Origin of the sequence: Streptosporangium longisporum (assembly GCF_039534895.1) — a bacterium.
Classification (GTDB): Bacteria; Actinomycetota; Actinomycetes; order Streptosporangiales; family Streptosporangiaceae; genus Streptosporangium; species Streptosporangium longisporum.
Window position 1 is genome coordinate 180,046 of record NZ_BAAAWD010000022.1, and the last position, 25,314, is coordinate 205,359.

At 71.7% G+C, this 25,314-nt stretch carries 23 protein-coding genes; 9 read left to right on the forward strand and 14 right to left on the reverse strand.

All coding sequences use genetic code 11. From position 1 onward, the window contains the following. Positions 1-17: 17 nt before the first annotated feature. Complete coding sequence (locus ABD832_RS36150) at positions 18-1,001, forward strand: hypothetical protein (protein ID WP_344905140.1); 984 nt, start codon at positions 18-20, stop codon at positions 999-1,001. Positions 1,002-1,210: 209 nt separating this feature from the next. On the opposite strand, the gene ABD832_RS36155 is transcribed toward ABD832_RS36150, so the two are convergent. Beyond that, a complete protein-coding gene (locus tag ABD832_RS36155; protein ID WP_344905143.1) occupies positions 1,211-1,855 on the reverse strand; it encodes a M15 family metallopeptidase in 645 nt (214 codons plus the stop codon). An 11-nt stretch (positions 1,856-1,866) separates the two neighbouring features. After that, on the reverse strand, positions 1,867-3,048 hold the full coding sequence (locus ABD832_RS36160) for an ROK family transcriptional regulator (RefSeq protein ID WP_344905146.1): 1,182 nt from the start codon (positions 3,046-3,048) through the stop codon (positions 1,867-1,869). 216 nt (positions 3,049-3,264) lie between these two features. On the opposite strand from ABD832_RS36160, the gene ABD832_RS36165 reads away from it, so the two are divergent. The 4 genes from ABD832_RS36165 (at position 3,265) to ABD832_RS36180 (ending at position 8,083) form a co-directional block, all read left to right on the forward strand. Beyond that, on the forward strand, positions 3,265-4,602 hold the full coding sequence (locus ABD832_RS36165) for a sugar ABC transporter substrate-binding protein (protein ID WP_344905149.1): 1,338 nt from the start codon (positions 3,265-3,267) through the stop codon (positions 4,600-4,602). A 2-nt stretch (positions 4,603-4,604) separates the two neighbouring features. Then, entirely contained in the window at positions 4,605-5,618 is a 1,014-nt protein-coding gene (locus ABD832_RS36170) for a carbohydrate ABC transporter permease (RefSeq protein WP_344905152.1), read from the forward strand. Further along, a complete protein-coding gene (locus tag ABD832_RS36175; protein ID WP_344905154.1) occupies positions 5,615-6,511 on the forward strand; it encodes a carbohydrate ABC transporter permease in 897 nt (298 codons plus the stop codon). Before ABD832_RS36170 ends, ABD832_RS36175 begins: the two co-directional genes overlap by 4 nt. A gap of 117 nt (positions 6,512-6,628) precedes the next feature. Further along, the gene (locus ABD832_RS36180) at positions 6,629-8,083 is read left to right on the forward strand and encodes a glycoside hydrolase family 3 protein (protein WP_344905158.1); all 1,455 of its coding nucleotides are present in this window, start codon (positions 6,629-6,631) and stop codon (positions 8,081-8,083) included. A gap of 87 nt (positions 8,084-8,170) precedes the next feature. On the opposite strand, the gene ABD832_RS36185 is transcribed toward ABD832_RS36180, so the two are convergent. Together ABD832_RS36185 and ABD832_RS36190 are read right to left on the reverse strand one after the other, a co-directional pair. Next, positions 8,171-9,328 carry a condensation domain-containing protein gene (locus ABD832_RS36185; RefSeq protein WP_344905161.1) on the reverse strand — a complete coding sequence of 386 codons (1,158 nt, stop codon included), beginning with the start codon at positions 9,326-9,328 and terminating at the stop codon, positions 8,171-8,173. 361 nt (positions 9,329-9,689) lie between these two features. After that, entirely contained in the window at positions 9,690-10,868 is a 1,179-nt protein-coding gene (locus ABD832_RS36190) for an ROK family transcriptional regulator (RefSeq protein WP_344905164.1), read from the reverse strand. Positions 10,869-11,601: 733 nt separating this feature from the next. Between ABD832_RS36190 and ABD832_RS36195 the strand changes: the two genes are divergently transcribed. Together ABD832_RS36195 and ABD832_RS36200 are read left to right on the forward strand one after the other, a co-directional pair. Further along, positions 11,602-12,051, forward strand: a complete 450-nt coding sequence (locus ABD832_RS36195; RefSeq protein ID WP_344905167.1) for an RrF2 family transcriptional regulator — start codon at positions 11,602-11,604, stop codon at positions 12,049-12,051. Positions 12,052-12,096: 45 nt separating this feature from the next. Then, on the forward strand, positions 12,097-12,888 hold the full coding sequence (locus tag ABD832_RS36200) for an Fpg/Nei family DNA glycosylase (protein WP_344905170.1): 792 nt from the start codon (positions 12,097-12,099) through the stop codon (positions 12,886-12,888). Here the strand turns inward: ABD832_RS36200 and ABD832_RS36205 are convergent. The 6 genes from ABD832_RS36205 to ABD832_RS36230 form a co-directional block, all read right to left on the reverse strand. Continuing rightward, positions 12,885-13,232, reverse strand: coding sequence for a helix-turn-helix domain-containing protein (locus tag ABD832_RS36205; RefSeq protein ID WP_344905173.1), 348 nt, complete (start codon positions 13,230-13,232; stop codon positions 12,885-12,887). The two genes, ABD832_RS36200 and ABD832_RS36205, sit on opposite strands and share 4 nt — an antisense overlap. A 207-nt stretch (positions 13,233-13,439) precedes the next feature. Beyond that, the gene (locus tag ABD832_RS36210) at positions 13,440-13,961 is read right to left on the reverse strand and encodes a CinA family protein (RefSeq protein WP_344905175.1); all 522 of its coding nucleotides are present in this window, start codon (positions 13,959-13,961) and stop codon (positions 13,440-13,442) included. After that, complete coding sequence (gene pgsA / locus ABD832_RS36215; RefSeq protein ID WP_344905178.1) at positions 13,958-14,563, reverse strand: CDP-diacylglycerol--glycerol-3-phosphate 3-phosphatidyltransferase; 606 nt, start codon at positions 14,561-14,563, stop codon at positions 13,958-13,960. Before pgsA ends, ABD832_RS36210 begins: the two co-directional genes overlap by 4 nt. A gap of 25 nt (positions 14,564-14,588) precedes the next feature. After that, the gene (gene rimO, locus ABD832_RS36220) at positions 14,589-15,998 is read right to left on the reverse strand and encodes a 30S ribosomal protein S12 methylthiotransferase RimO (RefSeq protein ID WP_344905181.1); all 1,410 of its coding nucleotides are present in this window, start codon (positions 15,996-15,998) and stop codon (positions 14,589-14,591) included. 208 nt (positions 15,999-16,206) lie between these two features. Beyond that, the gene (locus ABD832_RS36225) at positions 16,207-16,965 is read right to left on the reverse strand and encodes a helix-turn-helix domain-containing protein (RefSeq protein ID WP_344905184.1); all 759 of its coding nucleotides are present in this window, start codon (positions 16,963-16,965) and stop codon (positions 16,207-16,209) included. 81 nt (positions 16,966-17,046) lie between these two features. Further along, positions 17,047-19,632 carry an FtsK/SpoIIIE family DNA translocase gene (locus ABD832_RS36230; RefSeq protein ID WP_344905187.1) on the reverse strand — a complete coding sequence of 862 codons (2,586 nt, stop codon included), beginning with the start codon at positions 19,630-19,632 and terminating at the stop codon, positions 17,047-17,049. A 221-nt stretch (positions 19,633-19,853) separates the two neighbouring features. On the opposite strand from ABD832_RS36230, the gene ABD832_RS36235 reads away from it, so the two are divergent. Further along, positions 19,854-21,362: a sodium:solute symporter family protein gene (locus ABD832_RS36235; protein ID WP_344905190.1), complete on the forward strand. Its 1,509-nt coding sequence runs from the start codon at positions 19,854-19,856 to the stop codon at positions 21,360-21,362. Positions 21,363-21,435: 73 nt separating this feature from the next. On the opposite strand, the gene ABD832_RS36240 is transcribed toward ABD832_RS36235, so the two are convergent. The 4 genes from ABD832_RS36240 to kduI all read right to left on the reverse strand — a co-directional run bounded on the left by ABD832_RS36240 (position 21,436) and on the right by kduI (position 24,316). Further along, positions 21,436-21,621 carry a tautomerase family protein gene (locus tag ABD832_RS36240; protein ID WP_344905193.1) on the reverse strand — a complete coding sequence of 62 codons (186 nt, stop codon included), beginning with the start codon at positions 21,619-21,621 and terminating at the stop codon, positions 21,436-21,438. A gap of 360 nt (positions 21,622-21,981) precedes the next feature. Then, complete coding sequence (locus ABD832_RS36245; RefSeq protein WP_344905196.1) at positions 21,982-22,749, reverse strand: IclR family transcriptional regulator; 768 nt, start codon at positions 22,747-22,749, stop codon at positions 21,982-21,984. Positions 22,750-22,766: 17 nt separating this feature from the next. Further along, the gene (locus ABD832_RS36250; RefSeq protein ID WP_344905200.1) at positions 22,767-23,504 is read right to left on the reverse strand and encodes an SDR family oxidoreductase; all 738 of its coding nucleotides are present in this window, start codon (positions 23,502-23,504) and stop codon (positions 22,767-22,769) included. Beyond that, on the reverse strand, positions 23,504-24,316 hold the full coding sequence (gene kduI, locus ABD832_RS36255) for a 5-dehydro-4-deoxy-D-glucuronate isomerase (protein WP_344905204.1): 813 nt from the start codon (positions 24,314-24,316) through the stop codon (positions 23,504-23,506). Before kduI ends, ABD832_RS36250 begins: the two co-directional genes overlap by 1 nt. A gap of 201 nt (positions 24,317-24,517) precedes the next feature. Here kduI and ABD832_RS36260 point away from each other — a divergent pair, with 201 nt between their 5' ends. Then, positions 24,518-25,270, forward strand: coding sequence for a hypothetical protein (locus ABD832_RS36260; RefSeq protein WP_344905207.1), 753 nt, complete (start codon positions 24,518-24,520; stop codon positions 25,268-25,270). Positions 25,271-25,314: the final 44 nt, after the last annotated feature.

Here is a 25,314-nt window from a genome sequence, read left to right on the forward strand (position 1 = left end):
TAGCGCCTACCACCGCGATGACCACACTGCTGTTCTACTTCGGCTATGTGGCGACGACGGCTCGCTTCGGCTATTTCGGCGTCTACCTGGAGATGGTCGATCTCTCTTTGCAGGAGATGCTGCTCTTCGGCGTCGAAGTCGCCTTTCCGCCGCTCATCGTTCTCGCGATCGTCGGTCTCCTGATCATCGCGGTCCACACCGCGCTCCGGTATCTGCAGTCGTCGCCGGACCGTGACGCCATCACCGGCTGGGCGGGCCTCTTCCTGGTCCTCGCTGGGCTGCTGGCGCTCACGAGGGGTGTCGTCGGCCTCTGGATCCGGCAAGTGGCGCGCACCGAGGCGATCGCCACGACCCCGGTGTCCCTCACGGGCGGTGCCGTCGCGATCTCCTACGGCTTCTGGCTGCTCCGCGTCGTCGGTGTCCGCTGGGCCCGGCGACGCGCCTCCTCGGATGTCCCGCCCGCCGCTCCATCCGCACCTGCCATCCCGGCCGAGGAACCCGCGCCTCCCCGAACCGAGAAACCCACCACACCGGCCGAAGAACCCCCTCCCCCTCGAACCGAGGAACCCACGACCGTTCCGCCTGACGGCGACCTGGCCGTCTGGCTGGAGTCGCCCGCCGTGACCCGGATCAGCAGGTATGCGCTGGCATGGGTCGCCGTCATCGTGGTGGCCTCCTGCTTCTGGACGGTCAGCAGCTTCGCCGCCGCCTACGGCAAGGGCCGTGCCCTGGACGACGTCGATTCGCTCGGGTCGCGGCCGGAGGTCGTCCTGTACGCCAAGGAAGCCCTGCGTGACGTCCCCGCCGGAGTGGCCGAGACGGTGCTGACCGCGGCCGCCTCCGAGAAGGAGCCCTACCGCTTCCGCTACCGGGGATTGCGTCTGCTCGTCGAATCCAACGCCCGACTGTTCCTCGTGCCCGCCGCGTGGATCCCCGGGAGCAGCCGAACCCTCGTCATCCCCTATGACAACACCGTCCGGATCCACCTCATCGCGGGATGACAGTGCCACGCGGTAGATACCGTGGACGCGATCGTGAACATCCTGCCCACCGGCCGTTCCCGGCCCTGCCGGGTGAGGCGTGTCCCGAGTGCGGCAGGCGCGCCGCGAATCACCTCTCAGCCTCCCCGAGAGGAAAGTCCCGGGGCGGGACAATGCCGTACTCGCTGATCAACGCGATCCCGTGACCGCCGGAGGACCGTACGAAGAGGTCACAGGGCGTGGGGACCGTAGAGGGCGGCCGGGGCGCCGACGGTCATGGCCCAGTAGCGGTCGCCGTAGGACCAGTGCCACCACTCGGTGGGGTAGTTGACCAGCCCGGCCGTCTCCAGGGCGGTGCCCAGGAGCTTGCGGTGGTGGCGGGCCTCGGGGGACAGGCCCGGGGCGTCGGTGTAGCAGGCGCCGCCGCTCTGCTCGGGGGTGGCGTTGAGCGGGGTGCCCATGTCGAGCTCGGTCCCGTCCTCGGTGCACAGGGTCAGGTCCACCGCGGCCCCGGCCGTGTGCGGGGCGATCTCGACGGGCGAGACGTAGCGGCTCGCCGCCGCCCGCAGCCGTTCGGGTGACAGGCCCGGGTACAGGGCCTTGAGCTCGGCCGAGTACCCGTCGAAGATCTCCTTCTGTGTGGCCGGGGGCCGGTAGCCCTCCACGACCAGCAGCCGGTACCCCGCGGGCAGCTGCGCCTGCGCCGCCTCCAGCCGGGTCAGCAGCCCGAGCCGCAGGTGGGCGAAGGCTCCCGCGGGGTCGGCGAGCCGGTCGTCGGTCCGCAGCCGCCCGCGTACGTCGACCAGCCGCTCGCCGGACTCCTCGACCGGGATCGCGGCGACTCGGGCATCGGAGATCAGAACGATGTCACGCATGACGGCAATTCTCACACCGTGTCGGAGAAGACCTGCTCCCGAGCCTGCTGCAGGGCCGAGACCAGGGCGCCGCGCAGCACGGGGTTGCCCTCGACCCGCGAGACCACGACCCTGGGCCGGCTGGGGCAGACCCGGGCCACGCACTCCTGCACCCGGGCGGCGAGCGCCTCTCCCCCGGCCCTGCCGACGTCGCCGCTGAGCACGATCAGGCCGGGGTCCAGGATCACGGTGACCGCGGCGACGCCGACCGCCAGCCGCCCGGCCAGCTCGTCCAGGAACGCCTCGGCGCCCTCCTCGACGGCCGCGCGGACGTACTCGCCCGGCGAGCCGGCCGCGTCCCTGGTAAGGGCGGAGCCGATGCCGTGCGCGCCGGCCAGCCCGGCCACGGCGTCGCCGCCGACCAGGCGCTGGAACGACCCCGACTGGGGCTCGCTCACGTCGGTGGGGAGCGGCTCGCCGGGCACCGGGAGCCAGCCGATCTCGCCCGCGCCTCCGGTGAAGCCGCGGTGCAGCCGTCCGCCCAGCATGACGCCGAGTCCCTGGCCGACCCCGGCCCACACCAGCACGAAGTCGTCGGCGTCGCGGGCCGCGCCGTGCGCGCGCTCGGCCAGCGCGGCCAGGTTCACGTCGTTCTCGATCGTGACCGGGAGGCCGAGGCCGCGGCGGAGCTCGGCCAGCACCCCGTTGTGCCAGGAGGGCAGGTCCAGGGAGAAGCGCAGGTCGCCCGTGGAGGGGTCGACGACGCCCCGGGTGCCGATCACGAAGGCGCGCAGCCGCTCGGCGCCGACGCCCGCGGACGCGCAGGCCCGGCCGACCGCGCCGCGCACCAGCCGTACCGGGTCGTCGTGCTCGCCGAACTCGGCCGAGACCTCGGCGACCAGGGTGCCGGTGATGTCGGCGATCCCGGCGGCGATCCGGCCGGGCAGGACGTCCAGCCCGACCACGTACGCGCACGAGGGCACCACCCCGTAGAGCGCGGCGTTGGGGCCGCGCCCGCCGGCCTGTTCGCCGACCACCGTGACGAGGGCGCGCTCCTCCAGACGTGCGAGCAACTGCCCCGCGGTCACCTTGGAGAGCCCGGTGTGTTCTCCCAGTTCGGCCCTGGTCAACGGGCCGCCGGCCAGCAGGAGTTCCAGTGCGGCGCGGTCGTTGAGCTGGCGCAGCAACCGGGGCGTCCCCGGGCGTGTGGACAAGGTTTCCCTCCCCGTCACGATCCGCTAACGATCGTTTCTTTTAAGAAAGTTTCTTGTTAGTTTAGCCCCAGCCGGCCCGCAGGCAAGTGATCGGAACCGCGGGTCACGACAGTTCCGGCCGCTCCCAGTCGAATGCACAGTGCGGAGGGTCTCGGGGGACCCCGGCCATAAAAGATGAGCGCAAACCCCGGCGAAAGCCTGAAAGGGAGAACTCCAGTGAAGTTCGCGAGAATCGCCACCACGACGGCAACCACCGCCGCCCTCGCCCTGGGCCTCGCCGCGTGTGGCAGCAGCGAGCCCGCCCCCGCCGCCGGTACCGGCGCGGCGTCGGCGCCCGCCGCCTCCGGTCCCAAGTTCGCGGGCCAGACCCTGACCGTCTGGCGCCTCGGCGCTCCGGACGAGAAGCAGAACAAGCTGATGGCCGACCTGAACGCCAAGTTCAAGGAGACCACCGGCGCCGACGTCAAGCTCCAGTGGGTGCCCTGGCCCGACGCGCAGGCCAAGTGGACCGCGGCGCTCGCCGGCGGCGAGGGCCCCGACGTCACCGAGTTCGGCAACGACCAGGTCGCCGCCTGGGTCGCGCAGGACGCGCTCGTCGACATGACCGACGTCGTCAAGGCCACCCCCGACTTCCAGCAGATCCCGCAGAACCTCTGGGGCTACGAGACCGTGGACGGCAAGATCTACGCCGCCCCGTGGGGCGGCGGCACCCGCGCCGTCCTCTACCGCAAGGACTGGTTCGAGGACCTCAAGATCGAGATCCCCAAGAACTGGGACGACCTCGTCGCGGCGGGCAAGAAGATCGTCGCCGAGAAGGGCAAGGACGTCGACGGCTTCGCCTTCAACGGCGGCTCCGACGCCAACATGTCGCTCTCCCCGTTCGTCTGGTCGGCCGGTGGCGACTTCGCCGCGTCCGAGGGCGGCAAGTGGGTCGGCAAGCTGACCGAGCCCGGCTTCAAGGAGGGCTTCCAGTACTACACCGACCTGGTGACCAAGCACGGCGTCTCGCGCAAGTCCGCGCTCACCCAGAACTCGGTGGACATCGCGACCCGCTTCGCCAACGGCAAGGTCGGCATGTACGTGACCGGCGGCTGGGACATCACCACCATCACCGAGCAGAGCGGCGGCAAGGTCGACGAGAAGAAGATGGCCTTCTTCTCGCTCCCGGCCAAGGACGGCAGCGGCCCGGCCCCCGCGTTCCAGGGCGGCAACGACATCGCCATCTGGAAGGACACCAAGAACGTCGAGCTGTCGGCAGAGTACGTCAAGCTCGCCGCCGGCAAGGAGTTCGGCACCCGCTACGCCAAGGAGGGCGGCCTGCTGCCGCTCTACCCCGAGGCGCTGAGCGAGTACGCGTCCGACCCGGTGCAGGCGCCGTTCGCCGAGACCTTCAAGGTCGCCAAGGGCTTCCCGAACGACACCAACTGGGCCGAGGCCAACGACACCAAGGCCGTCCTGCAGAGCGCGGCCCGCTCGGTCATCGAGGGCAAGAAGGACGTCGACACCGCGCTGGCCGACGCCAACAAGGAACTCGAAGAGATCCTGAACCAGTAGCCATGGCGAACACCTCAACCATCGCCCGGGACGGGGGCTCACGCCCCGTCCCGGCGCGGGGGCACCGAGGCACCACGCCCCCGCGCCGGTCCAAGGGACTGCCCACCTGGGTCCTTCCCTACGCGCTGCTCGTACCCGGCCTGCTGGTCATCGCCGGACTGCTGCTCTACCCGCTGTTCCAGATGGTCGTCATGTCCTTCCAGAACGTGGGGCTGCGGCAGATCCGGGGCGTACCGGCCGAGTCGGTCGGCATGGAGAACTACACCAGGCTCTTCGAGTCCGAGCTGTTCTGGACCTCGCTCCGCAACACCGTCGTCTTCGCGGTCGTCACCGTGGCGCTCACCCTGATCCTCGGCACGGTGGTCGGCCTGCTCCTGCACAACCTGGGCAAGAAGATGTCGACCTTCCTGATCGTCGGCATCATGGCGGCCTGGGCCACCCCGCAGATCGCCACCGCGATCATCTGGCGCTGGCTGTTCGACGCCGAGTCGGGCGTCATCAACTGGGCGCTCAACGCGCTGCCCGACTGGCTGTCCTCGCTGCTGTTCGGCCGCTCGGACTGGACCGGCGAGCCCTGGCTGAACGACGCGTTCACCATCTACATGGTGCTCATCATCGCGGTGGTCTGGGCGTCGTTCCCGTTCATCGCGGTCTCGGTGCTCGCCGGGCTCAAGAGCATCTCCCAGGAGCTGTACGAGGCGGCCAGGGTCGACGGCGCCCGCCCGTGGCGGATCTTCTGGCAGATCACCTTCCCGCTGCTCAAGCCGGTCTTCGCGGTGCTGACGGTGCTCTCGGTGATCTGGGACTTCAAGGTCTTCACCCAGCTGTTCGTCCTGGCCGGGGGCACGTCCAACCGGGAGGCGTTCAACCTGTCGCTCTTCGCCTTCACCCAGGCGTTCAGCGCGCCGCCCAAGATGGGCATGGGTGCGGCCGTCGCGGTGGTGCTGACGCTGATCCTGCTCGTCATCACCTTCTTCTACGTCCGCCAGATCGTGAAGACGGAGGACGTCCGATGACCACCACCCACGAGGCCCCGCGCCTGCGGCCGGTGACGAGCAGGACCCCGAAGAAGCGCAAGCGGCGCGGGCGGTTCGCGCTCAACACCGCGGCCGTCGCGGTGTTCCTGTTCGCCGTGTTCCCCGTCTACTGGATGGTGTCCACGGCCTTCAAGAGCCGCGAGCAGATCTTCACGACGGACTTCATCCCGTTCCCCACCGACCCCACGCTGGAGCACGTGCAGCGGGTCTTCACCGAGGGCATCGCGGGCCACTCCATCTGGCGCTACCTGCTCAACAGCTCCATCGTGGCCCTCGGCACCGTGCTCATCGGCGCGGTCTTCGCCCTGCTGGCGGCCACCGCGGTGGCCCGCTTCCGCTTCCGCGGGCGGACCTCGTTCCTGATCCTGCTGCTCATCGTGCAGATGGTCCCCGGCGAGGCACTGCTCATCCCGCTGTTCCTGATGGTCCGGCGGGCCGGGCTGTACGACCAGCTCCTCGGCCTCGTCGTGGTGAACGTGGCGATGACGCTGCCGTTCGCCATCTGGATGCTGCGCACCTTCGTCGCGGCGGTGCCCAAGGAGCTGGAGGAGGCCGCCTGGATCGACGGCGCGAGCCGCTTCTCCACCTTCTGGCGGGTGCTGTTCCCGCTGGTGGCCCCCGGGCTGGTGGCGACGAGCATCTTCTCGTTCATCACCGCGTGGAACGAGTTCGTGTTCGCGCTGACGCTGATCGGCGACCAGGGCAGCTACACCATGCCGGTGGCGTTGCGCTTCTTCGTCAGCCAGCGATCGGTGGACTGGGGCGGCATCATGGCCGCCTCCACCCTGATGACCATCCCGGTCATCGTGTTCTTCCTCCTGGTGCAGCGGCGGATGGTCTCCGGCCTCGTCGCGGGCGCCGTCAAGGGCTGATCCCCGCAGGCGCCGGCGCGGCCCGCGTTCACGAGACGCGGGCCGCGCCGGCCCCACCCCTGCCTGCCACGCACTGTCCGTCATCCTCCCCATCACAGGTTAGGAACCCCTACCGCCATGTCTGAGCTCATCGCGGACCGTGGAGACCGAGGGCTGCGCCGCCTGGCGTCCGGCACCCTGCTCGCCGCGTTCCAGGGCACCGAGGCACCCGAGTGGGTCCTGCGGGAGCTGGAGAACGGTCTCGGCGGCGTCACGCTCTTCGGCTTCAACGTCGCCGACGCCGCGCAGCTCTCCGCCCTCACCGCCCGCCTGCGTGAAGCCGCCGACCCGGTCGTCTCGCTGGACGAGGAGGGCGGCGACGTCACCAGGCTCGCCTACCACGTGGGCAGCCCGTACCCGGGCAACGCCGCCCTCGGCGCGGTGGACGACGTCGAGCTCACCCGCCGCGTCTACCGGTCCATCGGCGACGACCTGGCGCGCTGCGGCGTCAACCTGGACATGGCCCCGTCGGCGGACGTCAACACCGCCGAGGACAACCCGGTGATCGGCACCCGCTCGTTCGGGGCCGAGACCGCGCTGGTGGCCCGGCACACCGTGGCCGCGGTCGACGGCCTGCAGTCGGCCGGGGTGGCCGCCTGCGTCAAGCACTTCCCCGGTCACGGCGCGACCCGGCAGGACTCCCACCTAGAGGTCCCGCTCGTCGACGCCTCGGTGGACCTGCTGCGCGAGCGCGAGCTCGTCCCCTTCCGCGCCGCGATCGGCGCCGGGACCAGGTCCGTGATGACCGCCCACGTACGCGTCCCCGCCCTGACCGGCGACCTGCCCGCGACGCTCTCCCCGGCCGCGCTGACCGGCCTGCTGCGCGGCGAGCTGGCCTACGACGGCGTGATCGTCACCGACGCCCTGGACATGAGGGCCGTCACCGACACCTACGGCCTGGCGGGCGGCGCGGTGCTCTCGCTGACCGCCGGCGCCGACCTGCTCTGCCTCGGCCCGATCCCCGACGAGAACGACGTCCGCCGGATCGTGGACGAGATCGTCGCCGCCGTCCTGGACGGGCGGCTGCCCGTGGCCCGGCTGGAGGCCGCCGCCGAGCGGGTGGCCGCGCTGCGCGCCTGGTTCGGCACGCCGCGCACCGGTGAGGCCGAGCAGGAGGTGATCGGCCTGACCGCCGCCCGCCGCGCGGTCAGCCTCACCGGTTCGGCGTCCCCGCTGGTCGACCCGCTGGTGGTCGAGGTGGACACCCCGCCGACCATCGCGGTCGGCGACGTGCCCTGGGGCTTCACGCCGCTGCTTCCGCAGGCGGAGGTGCTGCGGGTCAAGCCGGAGGCCGCCGACGTGCAGGCCATCCTGGAGCGCGCCTCGGGCCGCTCCCTGGTCGTGGTCGTCAAGGACGCCCACCGCTACGAGACCAGCAAGTCGGTGGTCTCCGCGCTGCTGGCCGCCCGCCCCGACGCCACGGTGGTTGAGATGGGCCTGCCGATCTGGCGTCCCGAGGGCGTCACCTACCTGGCCACCTACGGCGCCGCCCGCGCCAACGCCCAGGCCGCGGCCGAGCTCCTCGGCGTCTGAGGCCGCCCTCCCCTCCGGCGTCCCGCTCCCGTCCTGCCCCGCGGCCGCGGGACCCGGCCTCCGGGGCGGGCGCTCCGGCCGTGCCGGTCATCCCGGGACGCTCTCCGCGACGGGGGCGGACGTCCGCGTCAGGTCCGCGATCCGGGAGCGGGGCGCGGCCGGGACGGCGCGCAGCAGCGCCCGCAGGTCCCCGGCGATCCCGGAGACGTCCTCGCGATCGATCGCCGCGGGGTTGAAGCGCAGTCCCAGGGTGAGGCTCCGCCCGGCGTCCACCGCCTGGACGTGCAACGCGCCGCGGGAGGTCCCGTTGAAGACCGTCCACTCCACCCCCGCCGCCACCCCGGCGAACTCCGGGACCTCCGCCCGCCTGCGGTAGCTGAGCAGCACCGGCGCGCGGGACGGCTCGGGCGGCGCGTGCCGGAAGCGGTACATGGCCCGCAGCTCGGCCCGGACCGCGCGCACGTGCGCCGGGAACTCCTCCTCGGGCCCGGGATGCGGGACGAACGGCACCCGCGCCGTGAACGGCCCGATGCGCTCGCGCGTCCGAGGGGTACGGGTGCCGAGGTCGAGGGCGAGCGGTGAGGCCGCGGTGCCGTAGTGGCGCAGCAGCGCGCCCAGGGCCGCCAGCAGCAGCTCGAACCTGGTCGCGCCCAGGGTCGCGGCTGCCTCGGTCAGCGCGCCCGACTCCGCGGCGCCGAGCACCATCTCCACGATCTCTCCGGGGCCGGTGCCGTCCGGGACGGCCCGCAGGCCGGGCAGGACGGGCTCGGCGGGTTCGCGGTCGCGCTCCGCCCAGAACGCCTCGGCGTCCCCGGACGCGTCCGTACCGGACGGGACGTCCGCGCGGGAGGGAGCGGGCCGCCGTGACGGGACCGCGGCGCAGGGCGGGGCGGCCTGCGAGAAGTAGACGTCGGCCAGCTCCCTGAGCAGGACGTCCTTGGAGGCGGCGTCGAACACCGCCGGGTGCGCCACGAAGAGCAGCCGGACGCGCCCGGGTCCCACGGTCACGAGGGTGAACCGGGCGAGCGGGCCGCGGTCCAGGTCGAACGGGCGCGCGGCCTCGGCCTCGGCCAGCCCGGGGTAGCGTTCGGGCGTCGTCTCGGTACGGGTGACCCTGACCCGGCCGAGCACCGGGTGCAGCCGGCCCACGGCCGCGCACGCGCCCAGCAGCGCCGGGACGTCGACCGGGCCGTTCAGGTGCAGCGCCAGCGGGATCCCCCGCAGGTCGAAGGGGCCGTACGACATCCTGTCCGTCTCCCTCGCAGGCGGCTTCCCCGGGCAGGCACCGGGGCACGTGGCCCCGGCAAGCAATTATTAGGAAACTTTCTTGTTTATTTGTGCACCTCGAATGCTACAGACGGAGAACGCGCGAGACAAGCGACGACGGGTCACCGGACGATCGGGACGGCCTCAACCCGGGTTCCCGGCCCCGGTCCGGCCGCGTCCCATCGGGGAACGGCCGCGTCCATCCGGGAACGGCGGCTGTGTCCATCGGGGAACGGCGACCGCGTCCATCCGGGGAAGGGCGGCCGTCTCTCACCGGGAAGACGGCGGCCGTGTTCCACCGAGGAAAACGACGGCCGGGACACGTCCCGAAGGGCGGGCCTCAGGAGGCGAAGATCTCTTCCCTGGCCTGTTCCAGGGCGGCGATGACGGCCCCGCGCAGCACCGGGTTGCCGGTGACCTCGCTGGCCACCACCTGCGGCCTGATCGGGCAGCTGCGCGCCACCGCCTCCTCGATCCTGGAGGTGAGCGCGTCACCCCCGGCCGTGCTGACCTCTCCGGCGAGCACCACGAGGCCGGGGTCGAGCACGACGCACACCGACGCCACGCCCAGGGCCAGCCGCCCGGCGATCTCGTTGATCAGGGCCTCTCCGCGCTCCCCCGCCGCGACCGCCGCCGCCACGCACTCGGCGGCGCTGTCGCCCTCGAACCCGTACGTCCCGGCGAGCTCGGCCACGGCCTCGGCGCTGACCAGGGACTGCAGGCCCCCGGCGAGCGAGGGCAACCTGCCCGGCACGGCCCGTACGTCCTCGGCCAGCGGCACGCCGGGCACCGGCAGGTAGCCGATCTCCCCCGCGCTGCCGGAGCGGCCGCGGTGCAGGCGCCCGCCGAGCACGACACCGAGGCCGATGCCCCGGCCCACCCACAGGAGCACGAAGTCGTCGGCCTCGCGGGCCGCGCCCAGGGTGCGCTCGGCGATGGCGACGAGGTTCACGTCGTTCTCGATCCTGATGTCGCGCCGCAGGTCACGGGCGAGCGCCTCGTGGATGCCCTCGTGCCAGCCGGGCAGGTCGAAGGAGAACCGCACGTCACCGGTACGGGGGTCGACCACGCCGGGGGTGCCGATGACGACCGAGCGCAGCTTGGACAGCGCCACCTTCGCCGACCGGCAGGCCTTGACCACCGAGCTGTGCACGAGGGCCACCGGGTCATCGTGCCCGTCCGGCGCGACCCGCACCTCGGCCACGATCTCACCGTGGATATCGGCGATGGCGGTGGTGACGAATTCCGGGCCGACGTCCAGGCCCGCCACATAGGCGGAAGAGGAAATGATCCCGTAAAGCGCCGCATTGGGCCCGCGGCCACCCGCCTGTTCCCCGGCGACCTCCACCAGGCCGCGCCCCTCCAGCCGGGCGAGCGTCTGCGACGCCGTCACCTTGGACAGGCCGGTGAGCTCGCCGATCTGCCCCCGTGTCAGGGGACCGGAGGCGAGCAGCAACTCCAGGGCGGCCCTGTCGTTGATCTCCCTCAACAGCCTGGGCACGCCAGGACGTCGCTCCATGTGCATGCTCTCTTGCTCGCCGTTTCCCCGTGGTAATCACATTCGCCCGCGAATAGCTGTCCCATTCATTAATAAGGCTTCCTGTAGTTTAGCCCGGCCGACCCCGGGCGCGCCCGCGCCACGCCCGCCCGCCCGCCCGAGCCCCCGGAGCCCAGCCGCGTCCCGGCGGCGTCCCGAGCCCATGCCGCGTCGCGCCCGCCCACCGGGACAGCGGCCGGCCCACCGGGACGGCGACCCCCGGGGATCGGAGGATCTCGGCGCCGAGCAGGGGACCGGGTCGCCCCCGGGCGACGGGCCGACCGGGGGCTTACGCGCCCCTCGCACTCCGATCGGGACGCCCCAACTCCCGACATTCCCGAAATATCCGTAATATCCGCTGCGAAGCGCGGCCCCGGCGGAAGGCGGGCCGGCTCCCACCGGACGGGCCCCGCCACGCCGGGCCACCCCGTCGCCGGGGCCGTCACGGGCCGGCCGTACCGTCCCGGAGCACTCCCCCCGCGAGGCGCTGACCTGCCGCTTCACCGGCGGCACGCCCGGGGACCGAACGCGGGCCGCCCGTCCGCCCATCGGGCCGGGCCGTCGCGAGGGCACCCCGCGGGCGCGTCGCGCACGGCCGCGCCGGTGACCGCGCGTCACCGCGGGGGCCCGTCGTGACCCAGGGTGACAGGCGGCGCGACACCTCACGGGGCCCCGCGCGCGTAAGGAACCAATAGCAGGCGGGATAATCGGTTACATGCGCCTATCCGCTCGTGTCGACTATGCCCTCCGTGCCGCCGCCGAACTCGCCGCCGCGGGTGACGGCCCCACCACGGTGGGCGAGCTGGCCAAGGAGCAGGACATGCCCCCGAAGTACCTCGAGAACATCCTGCTCCAGATGCGCAGGGCCGGGCTGGTCCGCGGCCAGCGCGGCCCCGAGGGGGGCTACGTGCTGGCCCGCCCGCCCGCCGAGATCAGCCTCGCCGACGTGATCCGCGCCGTCGACGGCCCGCTGGCCAACGTCCGGGGGGAACGCCCCGAGCACGTCGGCTACCGAGGCCCCGCCGAGTCCCTGCAGCAGGTCTGGATCGCCCTGCGCGCCAGCGAGCGGGCCATCTTGGAGGAGGTCACGCTCGAGAACGTCGCCACCGGGGCACTGCCCGAGCGGGTCCGCAGCCTGTCCGCCGACCCCGCGGCCTGGGGCTGAGCGTGCCGCGTCCGCCGATCCGCCTCACGGCCCGCGGCGGGGACCGTGCCCGAGGGTGACGTCGTCCACCGCGCCGCCGTACGGCTCGGCCGGGCGCTCGACGGGAGGGTCCTGGTCCGCTCGGACTTCCGCGTGCCGCGGTACGCCACGGCCGACCTGACCGGCCGCACGGTGCTGGAGACCGTCGCGCGCGGCAAGCACCTGCTCACCAGGGTCGAGGGGGATCTGACCGTCCACACCCACCTGCGGATGGAGGGGAGCTGGCAGGTCTCGCCGGCCGGGCGCGGGCTGCCCCGTGGTGACGTGGTCCGGCTGGTGCTGGCCAACGACACCTGGCAGGCGGCGGGGGTACGGCTGGGCATGGTCGACCTGGTCGCGACCGGGCAGGAGGATCGGCTCGTCGGCCATCTCGGACCGGACCTGCTCGGAGCCGACTGGGACGAGGCCGAGGTGCTGCGACGGCTGGCACGGCGGCCGGAGACGAGCATCGGGGTCGCCCTGCTCGATCAGCGCAACCTTGCGGGGATCGGCACCATCTACCGCGCCGAAACGCTCTTCCTGGCCGGGGTGTCGCCCTGGAGGCCGGTGGGGGCGGTCGAGGATCTGGGAGCGATCGTGTCGCTCGCGCGGAGGCTGATGGACGGCAACAGGGATCGCCCGGACAGGACGACCACCGGCGACTCCCGTCCGGGACGGGGCACCTGGGTCTACGGCAGGGCCGGACGGCCGTGCCTACGCTGCGGGCATCGGATCAGTCGTGGGGAGATGGGGGCGGAGCCGCAGGAGCGGCTCATCGTCTGGTGTCGTCACTGCCAGCCGGAACGGCCGACCGGCTAGGCGGCGACCATGTCGTTGACCTCGGGGAAAACGGACTCGGGCACGGTCTCGGGAATCGGCAGACGCTCCCGCTCGGGGACATCGCCCGCCAGCACCGGAGCGTGCTGAAGCTCGGCCAATGCGAACTGGTCGGAAACCTCACGGAGCACCTGTGAAAGCGGCACGCCCAAGGCACCGCAGATCGACGCGAGCAGCTCCGACGAGGCCTCCTTCTGGCCACGCTCCACCTCGGACAGATAGCCGAGAGAAACACGAGCCAGTGTGGACACCTCACGCAGGGTGCGACTCTGCCGCACCCTCAGCCGCCGCAGCACGTCACCGAGCAGCTGACGCAGCAGGACCATCTGTCGCTCCCTCCCCGGCGCGGATGTCTTCACGACACTCCGCGCAATCGGTTCGTGCCGCCCGTTCTTCGAACGCGACCCTTGGTACATACTCCTCGCCGTCATCATCGCTTGACCTTTACCTCACTCACGGTTCCACCGTACCTGTATCAACCGATGCCGCGGCAGACCAAGCGGAGCATGTTCGCTGGGGACGTAACGCGGTAATCACCCGGAATGTTCCCCCACGTTCGCCTCCAGCACACCTCTGAGAAGGTCCACAGCCTCGTTCACCGTCGCCTCCCGGATGTGCTCACGCGTCCCGGTCGGTCGTGGATCCCGGTGCCATACCCGCCCATCGGGACCGCTAACGGCCAGGTGGACGGTACCGGGAGCTTTGCCGTCCTGCGGGTCGGGTCCGGCCACCCCGGTGGCGGCCAGGCCGTACGTGGAGCCGGTCAGCAGGCGCACCCCCTCCGCCATGGCGGCGGCGACGTGCGGATGCACGGCCCCCTCGCGCTCCAGAAGATCGGCGGGGACGCCCAGCAGGCGGTGCTTGAGTTCGGTGGCGTAGGAGACGACCCCGCCCACGAAGGCCGCGGAGGCCCCGGGCGGGGCGGTGAGGGCCGCGCCGATCAGCCCTGCGGTCAGCGACTCGGCCACCGCCACCGTCTCGCCCCGGCGGACGAGCAGGGAGATCACCGAGGTGCTCGCGAGCAGTCGCCCGCCCACCTCGTCCTCGCCGCTCATACGGCCCTCGCCCGTTTCGCGACCTGGCGCAGCTTGATCGCCCGGATCACGTAGTCGACGCCGGTGACCACGGTGACCAGGGCCGCCGCGCCCATCACGACCCAGCGGACCAGGTCGGGCACCCCGGGCCAGATGTAGCAGACGATCGCGCCGATCTGCAGGACGGTCTTGACCTTCCCGCCGTAGCTGGCCGGGATGACGCCGTGCCGGATGACCGCGAACCTCAGCGCGGTGACCCCCAGCTCCCGGCCCAGGATCACCACGGTGACCCACCAGGGCAGCTCCCCCAGCACCGAGAGGCCGATCAGCGCGGCGCCGATGAGCGCCTTGTCGGCGATCGGGTCGGCGATCTTCCCGAAGTCGGTGATCAACCCGTAGCGGCGGGCCAGCTCACCGTCGAGCAGGTCGGTGAACGAGGCCACCACGAAGACCACCAGCGCGGCGGCCCGCCAGCCCGATCCGGGCAGGAACAGGCAGGCCACGAAGAACGGGACCAACGCCAGCCGTATCACCGTCACGACGTTGGCGATGTTCCACGCGCTCACCGGGGGGCGCGCGGACGCCGCGGTCGAATCGGTGCCGGTCTCTGGCGTGTTGGTCATACGCCCTCCCGGCCCGGCGGCGCGCTCACGAGGCCGCCTTGATACGGGCGATCAGGTCGACCCCCTCCGAGTCGACCACGACCGCCCGGACGATCTGCCCGGGCACCAGCCCGATGCCCTGGACCGTCACCGAGCCGTCCACCTCGGGGCCCTGGTGCGCGGCACGGCCCTCGTAGCCGCCGTCGCCGAGGTCCTCCTCGATCAGGACGTCGACCTCGGTGCCGATCCGCTCCTCGGCCCGCTGGGCCATCAGCTCCTCGGCCAGCTCGGTGAGGGCGGCCAGGCGGGCGTCGACGACCTCCTGGTCGAGCTTGCCCGGGAGCGTGGCCGCCTCGGTGCCGTCCTCGTCGGAGTAGCCGAAGACGCCGACGACGTCGAGCCTGGCCTCCTGAAGGAAGCCGGTCAGCTCGGCGAACTCCTCCTCGGTCTCGCCGGGGAAGCCCACGATGAAGTTGGACCGCACGCCCGCCTCGGGGGCGAGGCGGCGGATCGACGCCAGCAGGTCCAGGAAGCGCGCCGGGTCGCCGAAACGGCGCATCCGGCGCAGCACCGTGCCGGAGGCGTGCTGGAAGGACAGGTCGAAGTAGGGGGCGACGCCCTCGGTGGAGGAGATGATCTCCAGCAGCCCCGGGCGGAGCTCTGCGGGCTGCAGGTAGCTGACCCGGACCCGCTCGATCCCGTCGGTCGCGGCCAGGGAGGGCAGCAGCTTCTCCAGCGCCCGCAGGTCCCCCAGGTCCTTGCCGTAGGAGGTGGAGTTCTCGCTGACCAGCACCAGCTCCTTGACGCCTTCCGAGGCCAGCCAGGCGGCCTCGCCCAGCAGCTCCTCGGCGCCGCGCGAGACGTACGCCCCGCGGAAGGCCGGGATGGCGCAGAACGTGCAGCGCCGGTCGCAGCCGGAGGCCAGCTTCAGCGAGGCCACCGGCCCGTCGCCCAGACGCTTGCGGAGCGGCCGGGGACCACTGGCGGGGGCGACACCCCGGGGAAGCTCGCCGTGGCCGGGAATGGCGGTCCTGGGGGCCGCGGCACGGTCCACGGGCGAGATGGGCAACAGGGTCCTGCGGTCGCGCGGCGTGTGCGGGACGAGCGGCCTGCCCGCCAGCACGTCGTCCAGGCGCGCGCCGATATCGGTGTAGTCGTCGAAGGAGACCACGGCCGAGGCCTCGGGCAGCGCGTCGGCGAGCTGGTCCCCGTAGCGTTCCGCCATGCAGCCCGCGGCGACCACCTTGGCCCCGGAGTCGGCCGCGGCGAGCAGCGTGTCGATGGAGTCCTTTTTCGCTGAGTCGATGAAGCCGCACGTGTTGACGACGACGACGTCGGGCTCGTCGTCGTCCAGCTGCCAGCCGGCAGCCTCAAGACGAGCGGCGAGTTCCTCGGAGTCGACCTCGTTGCGGGCGCAGCCAAGTGTGATCAGCGATGCGGTTCGGCGGGATGACATGGTGAACACTACGGTATCGGGAGTTGGCCACCACCCGATGCACCTCCCCCCATTCCGGCACCCCCGCACAGGTCGTCGCGGCCGTCCGGATCCCGCCGGCGGACCCGTCCCTGCGGGCCGGTCCCGCCGCTTTCGGCACCGTCACCGGCCCCGGCCGTCGCGCACCGGGGGCCGGCGCCGGTTCGCGTCGGGCGCCGGCCGGATGCGGCTAGCGCCGGTTCGCGGCCGGCGCGGAGTAGGACCGGTCGACGGTCTGCCCCCGCTTGCCCGGGGTGCCCATGGTCTTGCCGTTCACCTTCAGCGAGACGGCCCCGGCGTCGTCGAAGACGACCCTCACCTTGTCCTTGGTCTTCCAGGTCGTGGTCTTCCCGGCCTTGAGCGTCCCGGAGAAGATCTTCCGGCCGGCCGCGTCCTCCACGTCGAGCCAGCAGGTGCGCCTGGCCTTCACCTGCAGGACGACCGTGTCGCTCCGCTTCTCCTTCGCCAGCGACGCGGCCCGGCGCGGCGAGCCCGGCGCCGCGGAGGACGGCGGCGGGGCCGAGGCTGCCGGCACCGGGGCGGAGCGGATGTCCGCGATCGGGGTGTCGCCCCCCTCCATGGTGCGCACCACGCCGAAGATCACCACGATGCCCAGGGCCAGGGCCATGGCCGTCGTCCAGTTCGGCGAGCGGCGCTCGCGGATCTTCAACGGCATGTCGGCCTGGAAGACCGTGGAGGCCCGTACCGGGAGCGCCACGCCCCCGTGCTGCTCGTCGTAGCGGTGCACCACCGCCTCCGGGTCGAGCCCGACGACCTTGGCGATGTTCCTGATGTGGCCCCGCGCGTAGAAGTCACCCCCGCACTGGGAGAAGTCGTTCCGCTCGATCGCCTGGATCAGCACCTCGCGGATCCGTGTCCGCGCGCTCAGCTGCCCGACGGTCATCCCCATGGACCGCCGTGCATCCGCCAGATCGCTGCCAATGCCCATGGCGCACGCCCCCCGCCCCCCGACGCTGCGTAGTGACCCCCATTCAATCAGTAACCGGGGAGAACGCCACAGGCAGGGGGGTCATTGTCCGCGCAGGTCCGCCAGCAGGCCGGGGAGTTCGTCGGGTTTGACCATGACCTCCCGCGCCTTGGAGCCCTCGCTCGGCCCGACCACGTTCCTGCTCTCCAGCAGGTCCATCAGCCGGCCCGCCTTGGCGAAGCCCACCCGGAGCTTGCGCTGGAGCATCGAGGTCGAGCCGAACTGGGTGGTCACGATCAGCTCGGCCGCGGCGACCAGCAGGTCGAGGTCGTCGCCGATGTCCTCGTCGATCTCCTTCTTGACCGCCGTCGAGGCGGCCACGTCCTCGCGGTACTCGGCCGCCATCTGGACCTTGCAGTGCCCGACGATCTCGCCGATCTCCTTCTCGGAGACGAAGGCGTTCTGCAGCCGCATGGGCTTGCTGGCGCCCATCGGCAGGAAGAGGGAGTCTCCCTGGCCGACCAGCTTCTCGGCGCCCGGCTGGTCCAGGATGACCCGGGAGTCGGCCAGCGAGGAGGTGGCGAACGCCAGCCGGGAGGGCACGTTGGCCTTGATCAGGCCGGTGACGACGTCCACGCTGGGCCGTTGGGTGGCGATGACCAGGTGGATGCCCGCGGCACGGGCCAGCTGGGTGATGCGGACGATGGAGTCCTCGACGTCGCGCGGGGCGACCATCATCAGGTCGGCGAGCTCGTCGACGATGACCAGCAGGTACGGGTAGGGCTGGTAGACGCGCTCGCTGCCCGGGGGCGGCACCAGCTTCCCGGTGCGCACCGCCTTGTTGAAGTCGTCGACGTGCCGGAAGCCGCTGGCCGCCAGGTCGTCGTAGCGGCGGTCCATCTCGCCGACGACCCACTCCAGCGCCTCGGCGGCCTTCTTGGGGTTGGTGATGATCGGCGTGATGAGGTGGGGGATGCCCTCGTACACGCTGAGCTCGACGCGTTTGGGGTCGACCAGGACCATGCGCACCTCGTCGGGCGTGGCGCGCATCAGGATCGAGGTGATCAGGCCGTTGACGCAGACCGACTTCCCGGCGCCGGTGGCGCCCGCGATGAGCAGGTGCGGCATCTTGGCGAGGTTGGCCACTATCGTGCGCCCCTCGACGTCCTTGCCGAGCCCGACGATCATCGGGTGGTGGTCGGCCTGGGCGACCGGGGAGCGCAGGATGTCGCCGAGCGAGACGAGGTCCTTGTCGGTGTTGGGGATCTCCACCCCGATCGCGGACTTGCCGGGGATCGGGGACAGGATCCGCACGTCGGCCGACTTGACGGCGTAGGCGATGTTCTTGGTGAGCGCGGTGACCTTCTCGACCTTGACCGCCGGGCCGAGCTCGATCTCGTAGCGCGTCACCGTCGGCCCCCGGGTGAAACCGATCACCTGGGCGTCGATCGCGAACTGCTCCATCACGCTGGTCAGCGCGTTGACCACGATGGTGTTGGCCTTGGTCTGCGGCTTGGGCGCGGTGCCGGGACGCAGCAACTGCGACTCGGGCAGCGTGTAGGGCCCGGCCTGCGGGGACAGCACGAGCTGCTCGACCTTGCGCGGCGCCGGGGTCGGCTCGGGCGGATCGACCCTGACCAGCGGGTTCTCGGCCTCGGGCTGGCCCGCCTCCTCGGCCAGGCCGGGCACGATCTCCGGGGAGTGCCCCGGCCTGCCCGGCGTCTCGGCGATCACGGGCGTGTCGTAGGGCTTGACGTGATCCCCCGGGGCCCCGGGCTCCGCAGGCTCCCCCGGCCCGCCGCCCCCGGCCGCGGACCTCTTGCGCGTGGCCGGGCGCTTGCCGGGCACCCGCGGCATCGGGGGCAGGTCGCGCTGAAAGAGCATGTGCCGGATCTCCGACAGCCGCTCCGGGACCCGGTGCACCGGGGTGGCGGTGATCACCAGCACGCCGAAGCCCGACAGGATCAGCAGCAGCGGCACGGTGATGAAGGCGGGCAGGATGCTCGCCGGGGGCGCCGAGACGATGAAGCCGACCATGCCCCCGGCGGCCGACACCTTGTCCATGCCGTCCGTGCCGCCCCCCGAGGGGTACGGCGTGTCGTGGACGAGGTGCACGATGCCGAGCACGCCGACGGTGAGCGCCGACCAGCCGATGATCATCCGGCCGGTGTCGGCGTTCTGGTCGGGGTGGCGCATCAGCCGCCAGGCGAGCAGCACCAGCAGGATCGGGATCAGCCAGGCCAGGGACCCGAAGATCCCGCGCATGACCCCGTCGACCACGGTGGAGACCGTCCCGGTGCTCAGCCGCCAGGTCATGGAGGCCAGCACGATCGCCCCGGAGAACACGGCCAGGCCGAGGCCGTCGCGGCGGTGGACGGGGTCGAGCTCGCGCGCGTTCTGCCCCAGGGCCCGTGCCGCGCCGCCGATGCCGCCGGCCACCAGCATCCAGACGCCCATGAACAGCCTGCCGACCAGGGTGAGGAGCCAGCTGATCGGATCGTGCCGCGGCGAGGGAGGACGGGACGCGGAACCGCGGGACGCCGTGCTCCGGGTCGGTGCCGCGCTCCTCGCCCGGGTGGCGGGCCCCCGCCGGGCGGAGGTCGTACGGGACGAGGAGGCGCCCGAACGGCCGGAGGATCCTCTGCCGGAGGGCTTTCCTGAGGCGCCTTTAGACGTACGGGTGGCCATGTTAGGGAGGTTAACGAGACGGGTGGTGAATTGCGCGACGACGCGCCGGAAGCCGCGGGAGGCGGCCCCGCCCTTCACAGGATCGGTCGATACACCGTGAACAGTGATGAACTACCCATAACCCGACAATCACCTCACGGAAAGCGCCATCCATTCTATGTATTGACATTACGTTTCATGTAGTAGAACCTCCTCACCAATAGGGCGTTGGGAGGAGACATATGTCCGCACTCGACTGGTCCGTTCTGGGCGCGTACTTCCTTGTCATGATCGCCATCGGCGTGTGGTCGAAGAAGCGCATCAAGAACGTGGCCGACTTCTTCACCGCCGGGGGACGTATCCCCTGGTGGCTGTCAGGCATCTCGCACCACATGTCGGGCTACAGCGCGATCATGTTCGTGGCGTTCGCGGCCGTCGCGTACAACTACGGGCTCGCCATGTACGTCTGGTGGGCGCTGACGATCGGCATCGGCGTCGGCATCGGCGCCTTCGTCTGGGCGGCCCGGTGGAACCGGCTCCGCTCCAAGCACGGCGTGGTCTCCCCCCTGGAGTACCTCGCCCGGCGCTACAACCTGCCCACCCAGCAGGTGCTGGCCTACAGCGGCGCGCTGCTGAAGGTGGTGGACATCGCGGCCAAGTGGGTGGCGATCGCCATCCTGCTCAAGGGCTTCGCCGGCATCCCCATCCTGTGGGGCATCCTGATCACCGGGGCCGTCACGCTGGTCTACATCACCGCGGGCGGCCTGTGGGCGGACGTGCTCACCGACTTCGGGCAGTTCGTCATCCAGGGCGTGGCGGGCATCGCCATGTTCGTCGCGATCATGGCCCACCTGGACGGCGTCGCCACCCTGTGGACCATGTGGGACAAGCTGCCGCCGGGCCACGGCGACCCGTTCTCCGGGCCGTACACCACGACGTTCTTCCTCGCCCTGCTCTTCATCAAGACCTTCGAGTACAACGGCGGCATGTGGAACCTGGCCCAGCGCTACATGGCCTCCCCCTCGGGCTCGGCCGCCAAGCGCTCGGCCCTGCTGTCCAGCGCGCTGTGGCTGGTCTGGCCGCTGATCCTGTTCATCCCGATGTTCGCCGCCCCGCTCATCGTGCCGGGCCTGGCCAACGCCGAGGAGGCCTACGTACGGCTGGCGCAGACGCTGCTGCCGCAGGGCGTGATCGGCCTGGTCCTCGCCGGTTTCTTCTCGCACACCATGGCCATGGTGGCCTCCGACGCCAACGTGATCTCCTCGGTCATCACCAGGGACATCGCCCCGGTGCTGGTCCGCAAGGTGCGCGACCTGTCGGCGCACGCCCAGCTGACCTTCGCCCGGGTGACCACGTTCACCTTCGTGCTGATCAGCATGGCGATCGCGATCTCCACCGAGGGACAGGGCGTGGTCCTGAAGATCGTCGTCGACCTGGTCGCGGCGACGATGGGACCGATCTCCATCCCGCTGATGCTGGGCATGCTGCCCTGGTTCCGCAGGAGCGGGCCGACCGCCGCCATCGTCTCCTGGGCCGCGGGCCTGAGCGTCTGGGCGTACGTCAAGTGGATCATCGAGTCCAAGGACACCGCGATGGTGGTGGGCGTGCCCCTGGTGACCTCACTGGTGCTGTACGTGGCGATCGGGCTGCTCAAGCCGGAGAACCGCGAGGACCGCGACGTGCTGGTCGACTCCCTGTCCACCGACCCCGAGCCGGACCAGGAGCAGGAGCGGGCCCGCGCGGCCGGCTGACACCGACGACTCCGGGCCCTCCCCGGGCGTGGCGGACCTGAGGTCCGCCACGCCCGGGGATCGGGCCGTCGGGCTATTTGTCGGACTCCAGGACGCCTGCGTTGGCCACGTCGGACTTCTCGATCTCGGTGAAGACGATGCGGACCGCCTCCCTGCGGGCCTTCAGGATGTCCACGGCCGCCTCGGTCAGCGCGGCCACGAACTCGCGACGCTGGTCGAGGGTCCGGCCGGACAGGAGTTCCACGGTGATGTTAGGCATGCCGATCTCCCACGGTCGATAGGATGTTGCACTACATGACATCACATCCCATTACATGGGACAAGCCGAGCGCGTGGCCCACCCCCGGCCAGCCGGACGGGTGACCGGGACAGGTGAGGAGCCGACGGGCACGGCAGGAACCGGCAGGAACCGGCACGGACGATCGACGGCCCGGGCACCCCGGTAACGGTCCGCGGGGCCCCGCAGAGGTGCCGTGGGCCCGGGAACGGCCCCTGGAGCCCCACCGGGCGGACAGGGACCCCGGGGACGGGCCCTCGCCCCAGAAGACGGGCCGGGCCCCGGAGACGGGTCCGGGACCCCGCCGGGCGGACCGGCCGCCGGGGACCGGCCAGGATCGGATCAGCCGTTGAACACGGGCGAGGCAGGGGCCCCCAGGGCCGCGGAGACGTCGCGGGCGGCCGAGACCACGTCGGGCGCGAACCGCTCGACGTCGGCCATGCTGACGTCCATCGCCAGGGCCGAGATGGAGATGCCGCCGAGCACCTGGCCGGTGTGGTCGAAGACCGGGGCTCCGACGCACAGGATGCCCGGCAGGTTCTCCTCGTCGTCGACCGAGTAGCCGCGGGAGCGCACCAGCTTCAGGTCGGCGAGCAGGGCCTCGGGTGTCGCCAGCGTCTTGGCGGTCGCGGCCGGCATCCCGGCGCGGGCGCAGATCGCGCGGACCTCGTCGGCGCTCAACTGCGCCAGCACCGCCTTGCCGATCGCGGTGCAGTGCAGGCGCAGGCTCATCCCGACGCGCGAGGGCATCTGGTAGGGCCGCCGCCCCTCCAGCTTGTCGACGTACACCGCCTCGTCCCCGCTGCGGATCGCGAAGTGCGTGGTGTAGCCGATCCGCTCGTGCAGCGCGTTGAGCGCGCCGGAGGCCTGGCGGGCCGGGTCGAAACGGTTCATGACCCGGCCCGCCAGGGTGAGGATCCGGGGGCCCGGCTCGTAGCCCCCGCGCCCGTCCGGCCGCGCGAACCCCCACTCGACCAGCGACTGCAGGATCCGATGGACGGTCGACTTGGACACTCCCGTCGCCGCGGCTATGTCGGTCACGCGATGGTGCTCGGCGATCGCCTCCAGCACCGCCAGCGCCTTGTCGATGGAACTGCCTTCCCTGACCACGATCGTGAGCCTACTGGTCAGCGTGCCAACCAGCCTCCGTCGACCGCGAGCAGGTGGCCGTTGACGTAGTCGGAGGCCGCGGACGCCAGGAAGACGGCGGCGCCCACCAGGTCCTCGGGCGTCCCCCAGCGACCTGCCGGGATGCGGGATCTGATCTCCGCCTCGCGCGCGGGGTCGTCCCAGAGCCGCTCGGTGTTGCCCGTCCTGATGTAGCCGGGAGCGATCGCGTTGACCTGCACCCCCGAGCCCGCCCACTCGCAGGCCAGCGCCTTGGTGAGCCCGGCGACGCCGTGCTTGGCCGAGGTGTAGCCGGCCACGTTGACGCCCCCCTGGTAGGAGAGCATGGAGGCGATCATGATGATCTTCCCGGAGCCCCGGGCGAGCATCCGCGTCCCCAGGGCCTGGCTGAGCAGGAAGACCGCGTCGAGGTTGACGTCCAGCACCTCCCGGAAGGACTCGTAGGGGTGTTCGGAGGCCGGGGCCCTGCGGATGATCCCGGCGTTGTTCACCAGCACGTCGACCGGGCCCAGCCGCGCGGCCGCCTCGGGGACGGCTCCGGGGTCGGACAGGTCGAGGATCCACCGGGAGGCCTGCCTGCCGGTCTTGCGCACCTCGGCCTCGACCTCGTCGAGGTCGTCGTCACGGCCGTGCAGCACGATGTCGGCCCCGGCCGCGGCCAGGCCCACCGCGAGCGCGCGCCCGATCCCGGTCCGCGCGCCGGTGACGAGCGCGGTCCTGCCCTCCAGTGAGAACATCAGCGCATCTCGCCGATCTCGACCTGCTCCATGTCCTCGAAGGCCTGGTTCTCCCCGCCCATGGCCCAGACGAACGAGTAGCTCTTCGTGCCGAAGCCGCAGTGCACCGACCAGGACGGGGAGACGACCGCCTGCCGGTCGGCGACCACCAGGTTGCGCGTCTCGTCGGGCCGTCCCATCAGGTGGATCACCCGCTCGCCCGGTGGCAGGTCGAAGTAGAGGTAGACCTCGGTCCTGCGTTCGTGGGTGTGGCAGGGCATGGTGTTCCACATGCTGCCGGGCTCCAGCACGGTCACGCCGAGCACCAGCTGGCAGCTCCGGATGCCCTTGGCGTGGACGTACTTGTAGATCGTGCGCTCGTTGGAGCCGTCCCGGCCGCCCAGCCGCACCGGCTCGGCGTCGTCCAGGGTCGCCGCGACGGTCGGGAACGTGGCGTGCGCGGGCGTGGAGACCAGGTAGAACGCGTCGCCCTCGAACTCCACCTCGCGGGCGCCCCTGCCGACGTAGACGCACTCCTTGGGGGCCAGCGGGTACGCGGTGCCGTCCACGGTCACCGTGCCCGGCCCGCCCACGTTGACCACGCCGAGCTCCCGGCGCTCCAGGAAGTACTCCGACCGCAGCGGGTCGGGGGTGTGCAGTCTCAGCGGCCCGTCCTGCGGCATGGCGCCGCCGACCACGATGCGGTCCTCGTGCGAGTAGAGCAGGCGGACCTCGCCGGGCACGAAGAGCTGCTCCGCCAGGAAGCGGCGGCGTAGCCAGTCGGTGCTCGCCCCGGCGATCTGGTCGGGCGCCGTGGCGTGACGTACCTCCATCGACCCTCCATTGTTCTATTACATGAAATTAGAGGCTGCTACATAGAACGCTTTGAGCATACAACGACACCCCTGCCCGCGCATCGGCCGAGAGCCCGCAAGACCCGCGTTCCTCGGGAAATCGTCCTTCCGCCGAACCTTTCCCGCGGAACGCGGGTCTCACGGGCATGGCATCCTCCGGCACGGAAGGAAAGGTCGACCATGACCGGTAGCACACGGACGGCGATCCGCCTGGCGGCGGCGGGCACGGCTCTGGCGGCCCTCTCGATGGGCGGGACCGCCCTGGCCGGTACGGGAGCGGGCGCGGGCACCGGCGGGACGGCACAGGCCTCCGGCGGCACCGGGCCCGTGGCGACGGCCGGCCTCACCGGGCAGGACACGGGCGACACCGGGGCGGTACGGATCCCGAGGAACTTCCTGCTGCACGAGGCACGGGCCCGCGGGCCGGTGAGGTACCCCGGGGAGGAGAAGTGGACGATCCGCGACGGGGTGCGCGGCCCCCTGGAGGTCGAGCTGTGCGGTCCGCGCCGTCCCGCCGACACCGGCCGGGTGGCCGCGCGGGCGGTCGTCCACGAGGCCCCGGAGCACCGTTCCGCCGAGCAGCTGGTGATCTACCGCTCGGCCGGCTCCGCGCGCCGGGCGATGGCCGGGCTGCTGGCCCACGCCGGCAGGTGCGCGCGGGTCAGGACCGAGGGAATGGTCGTCAAGACCAGGGTCGATCCGGTCCGCGCCGGGGACCGGGCCGCGCGGATCTCCGTCCAGGGCTACGACGCCGGGGGCGTGCGGCCCGCCGTCGGCGGGCAGCGGACCGTCGTCGTACGCCGGGACCGGGCGCTGGCGATCTACACGCTGGCGGGCGAGTACGGCAGGGTGCGCGGCTCCGACTTCACCCGGCCGCTGAAGGACGCCGAGAGGATGGCCGCCAGGGTCTGCTCGCTCCCCGGCCTGTGCTGACGACTCCCCACGACTCGTCGGCACGCGCTTCCGTGCGGCGGCCG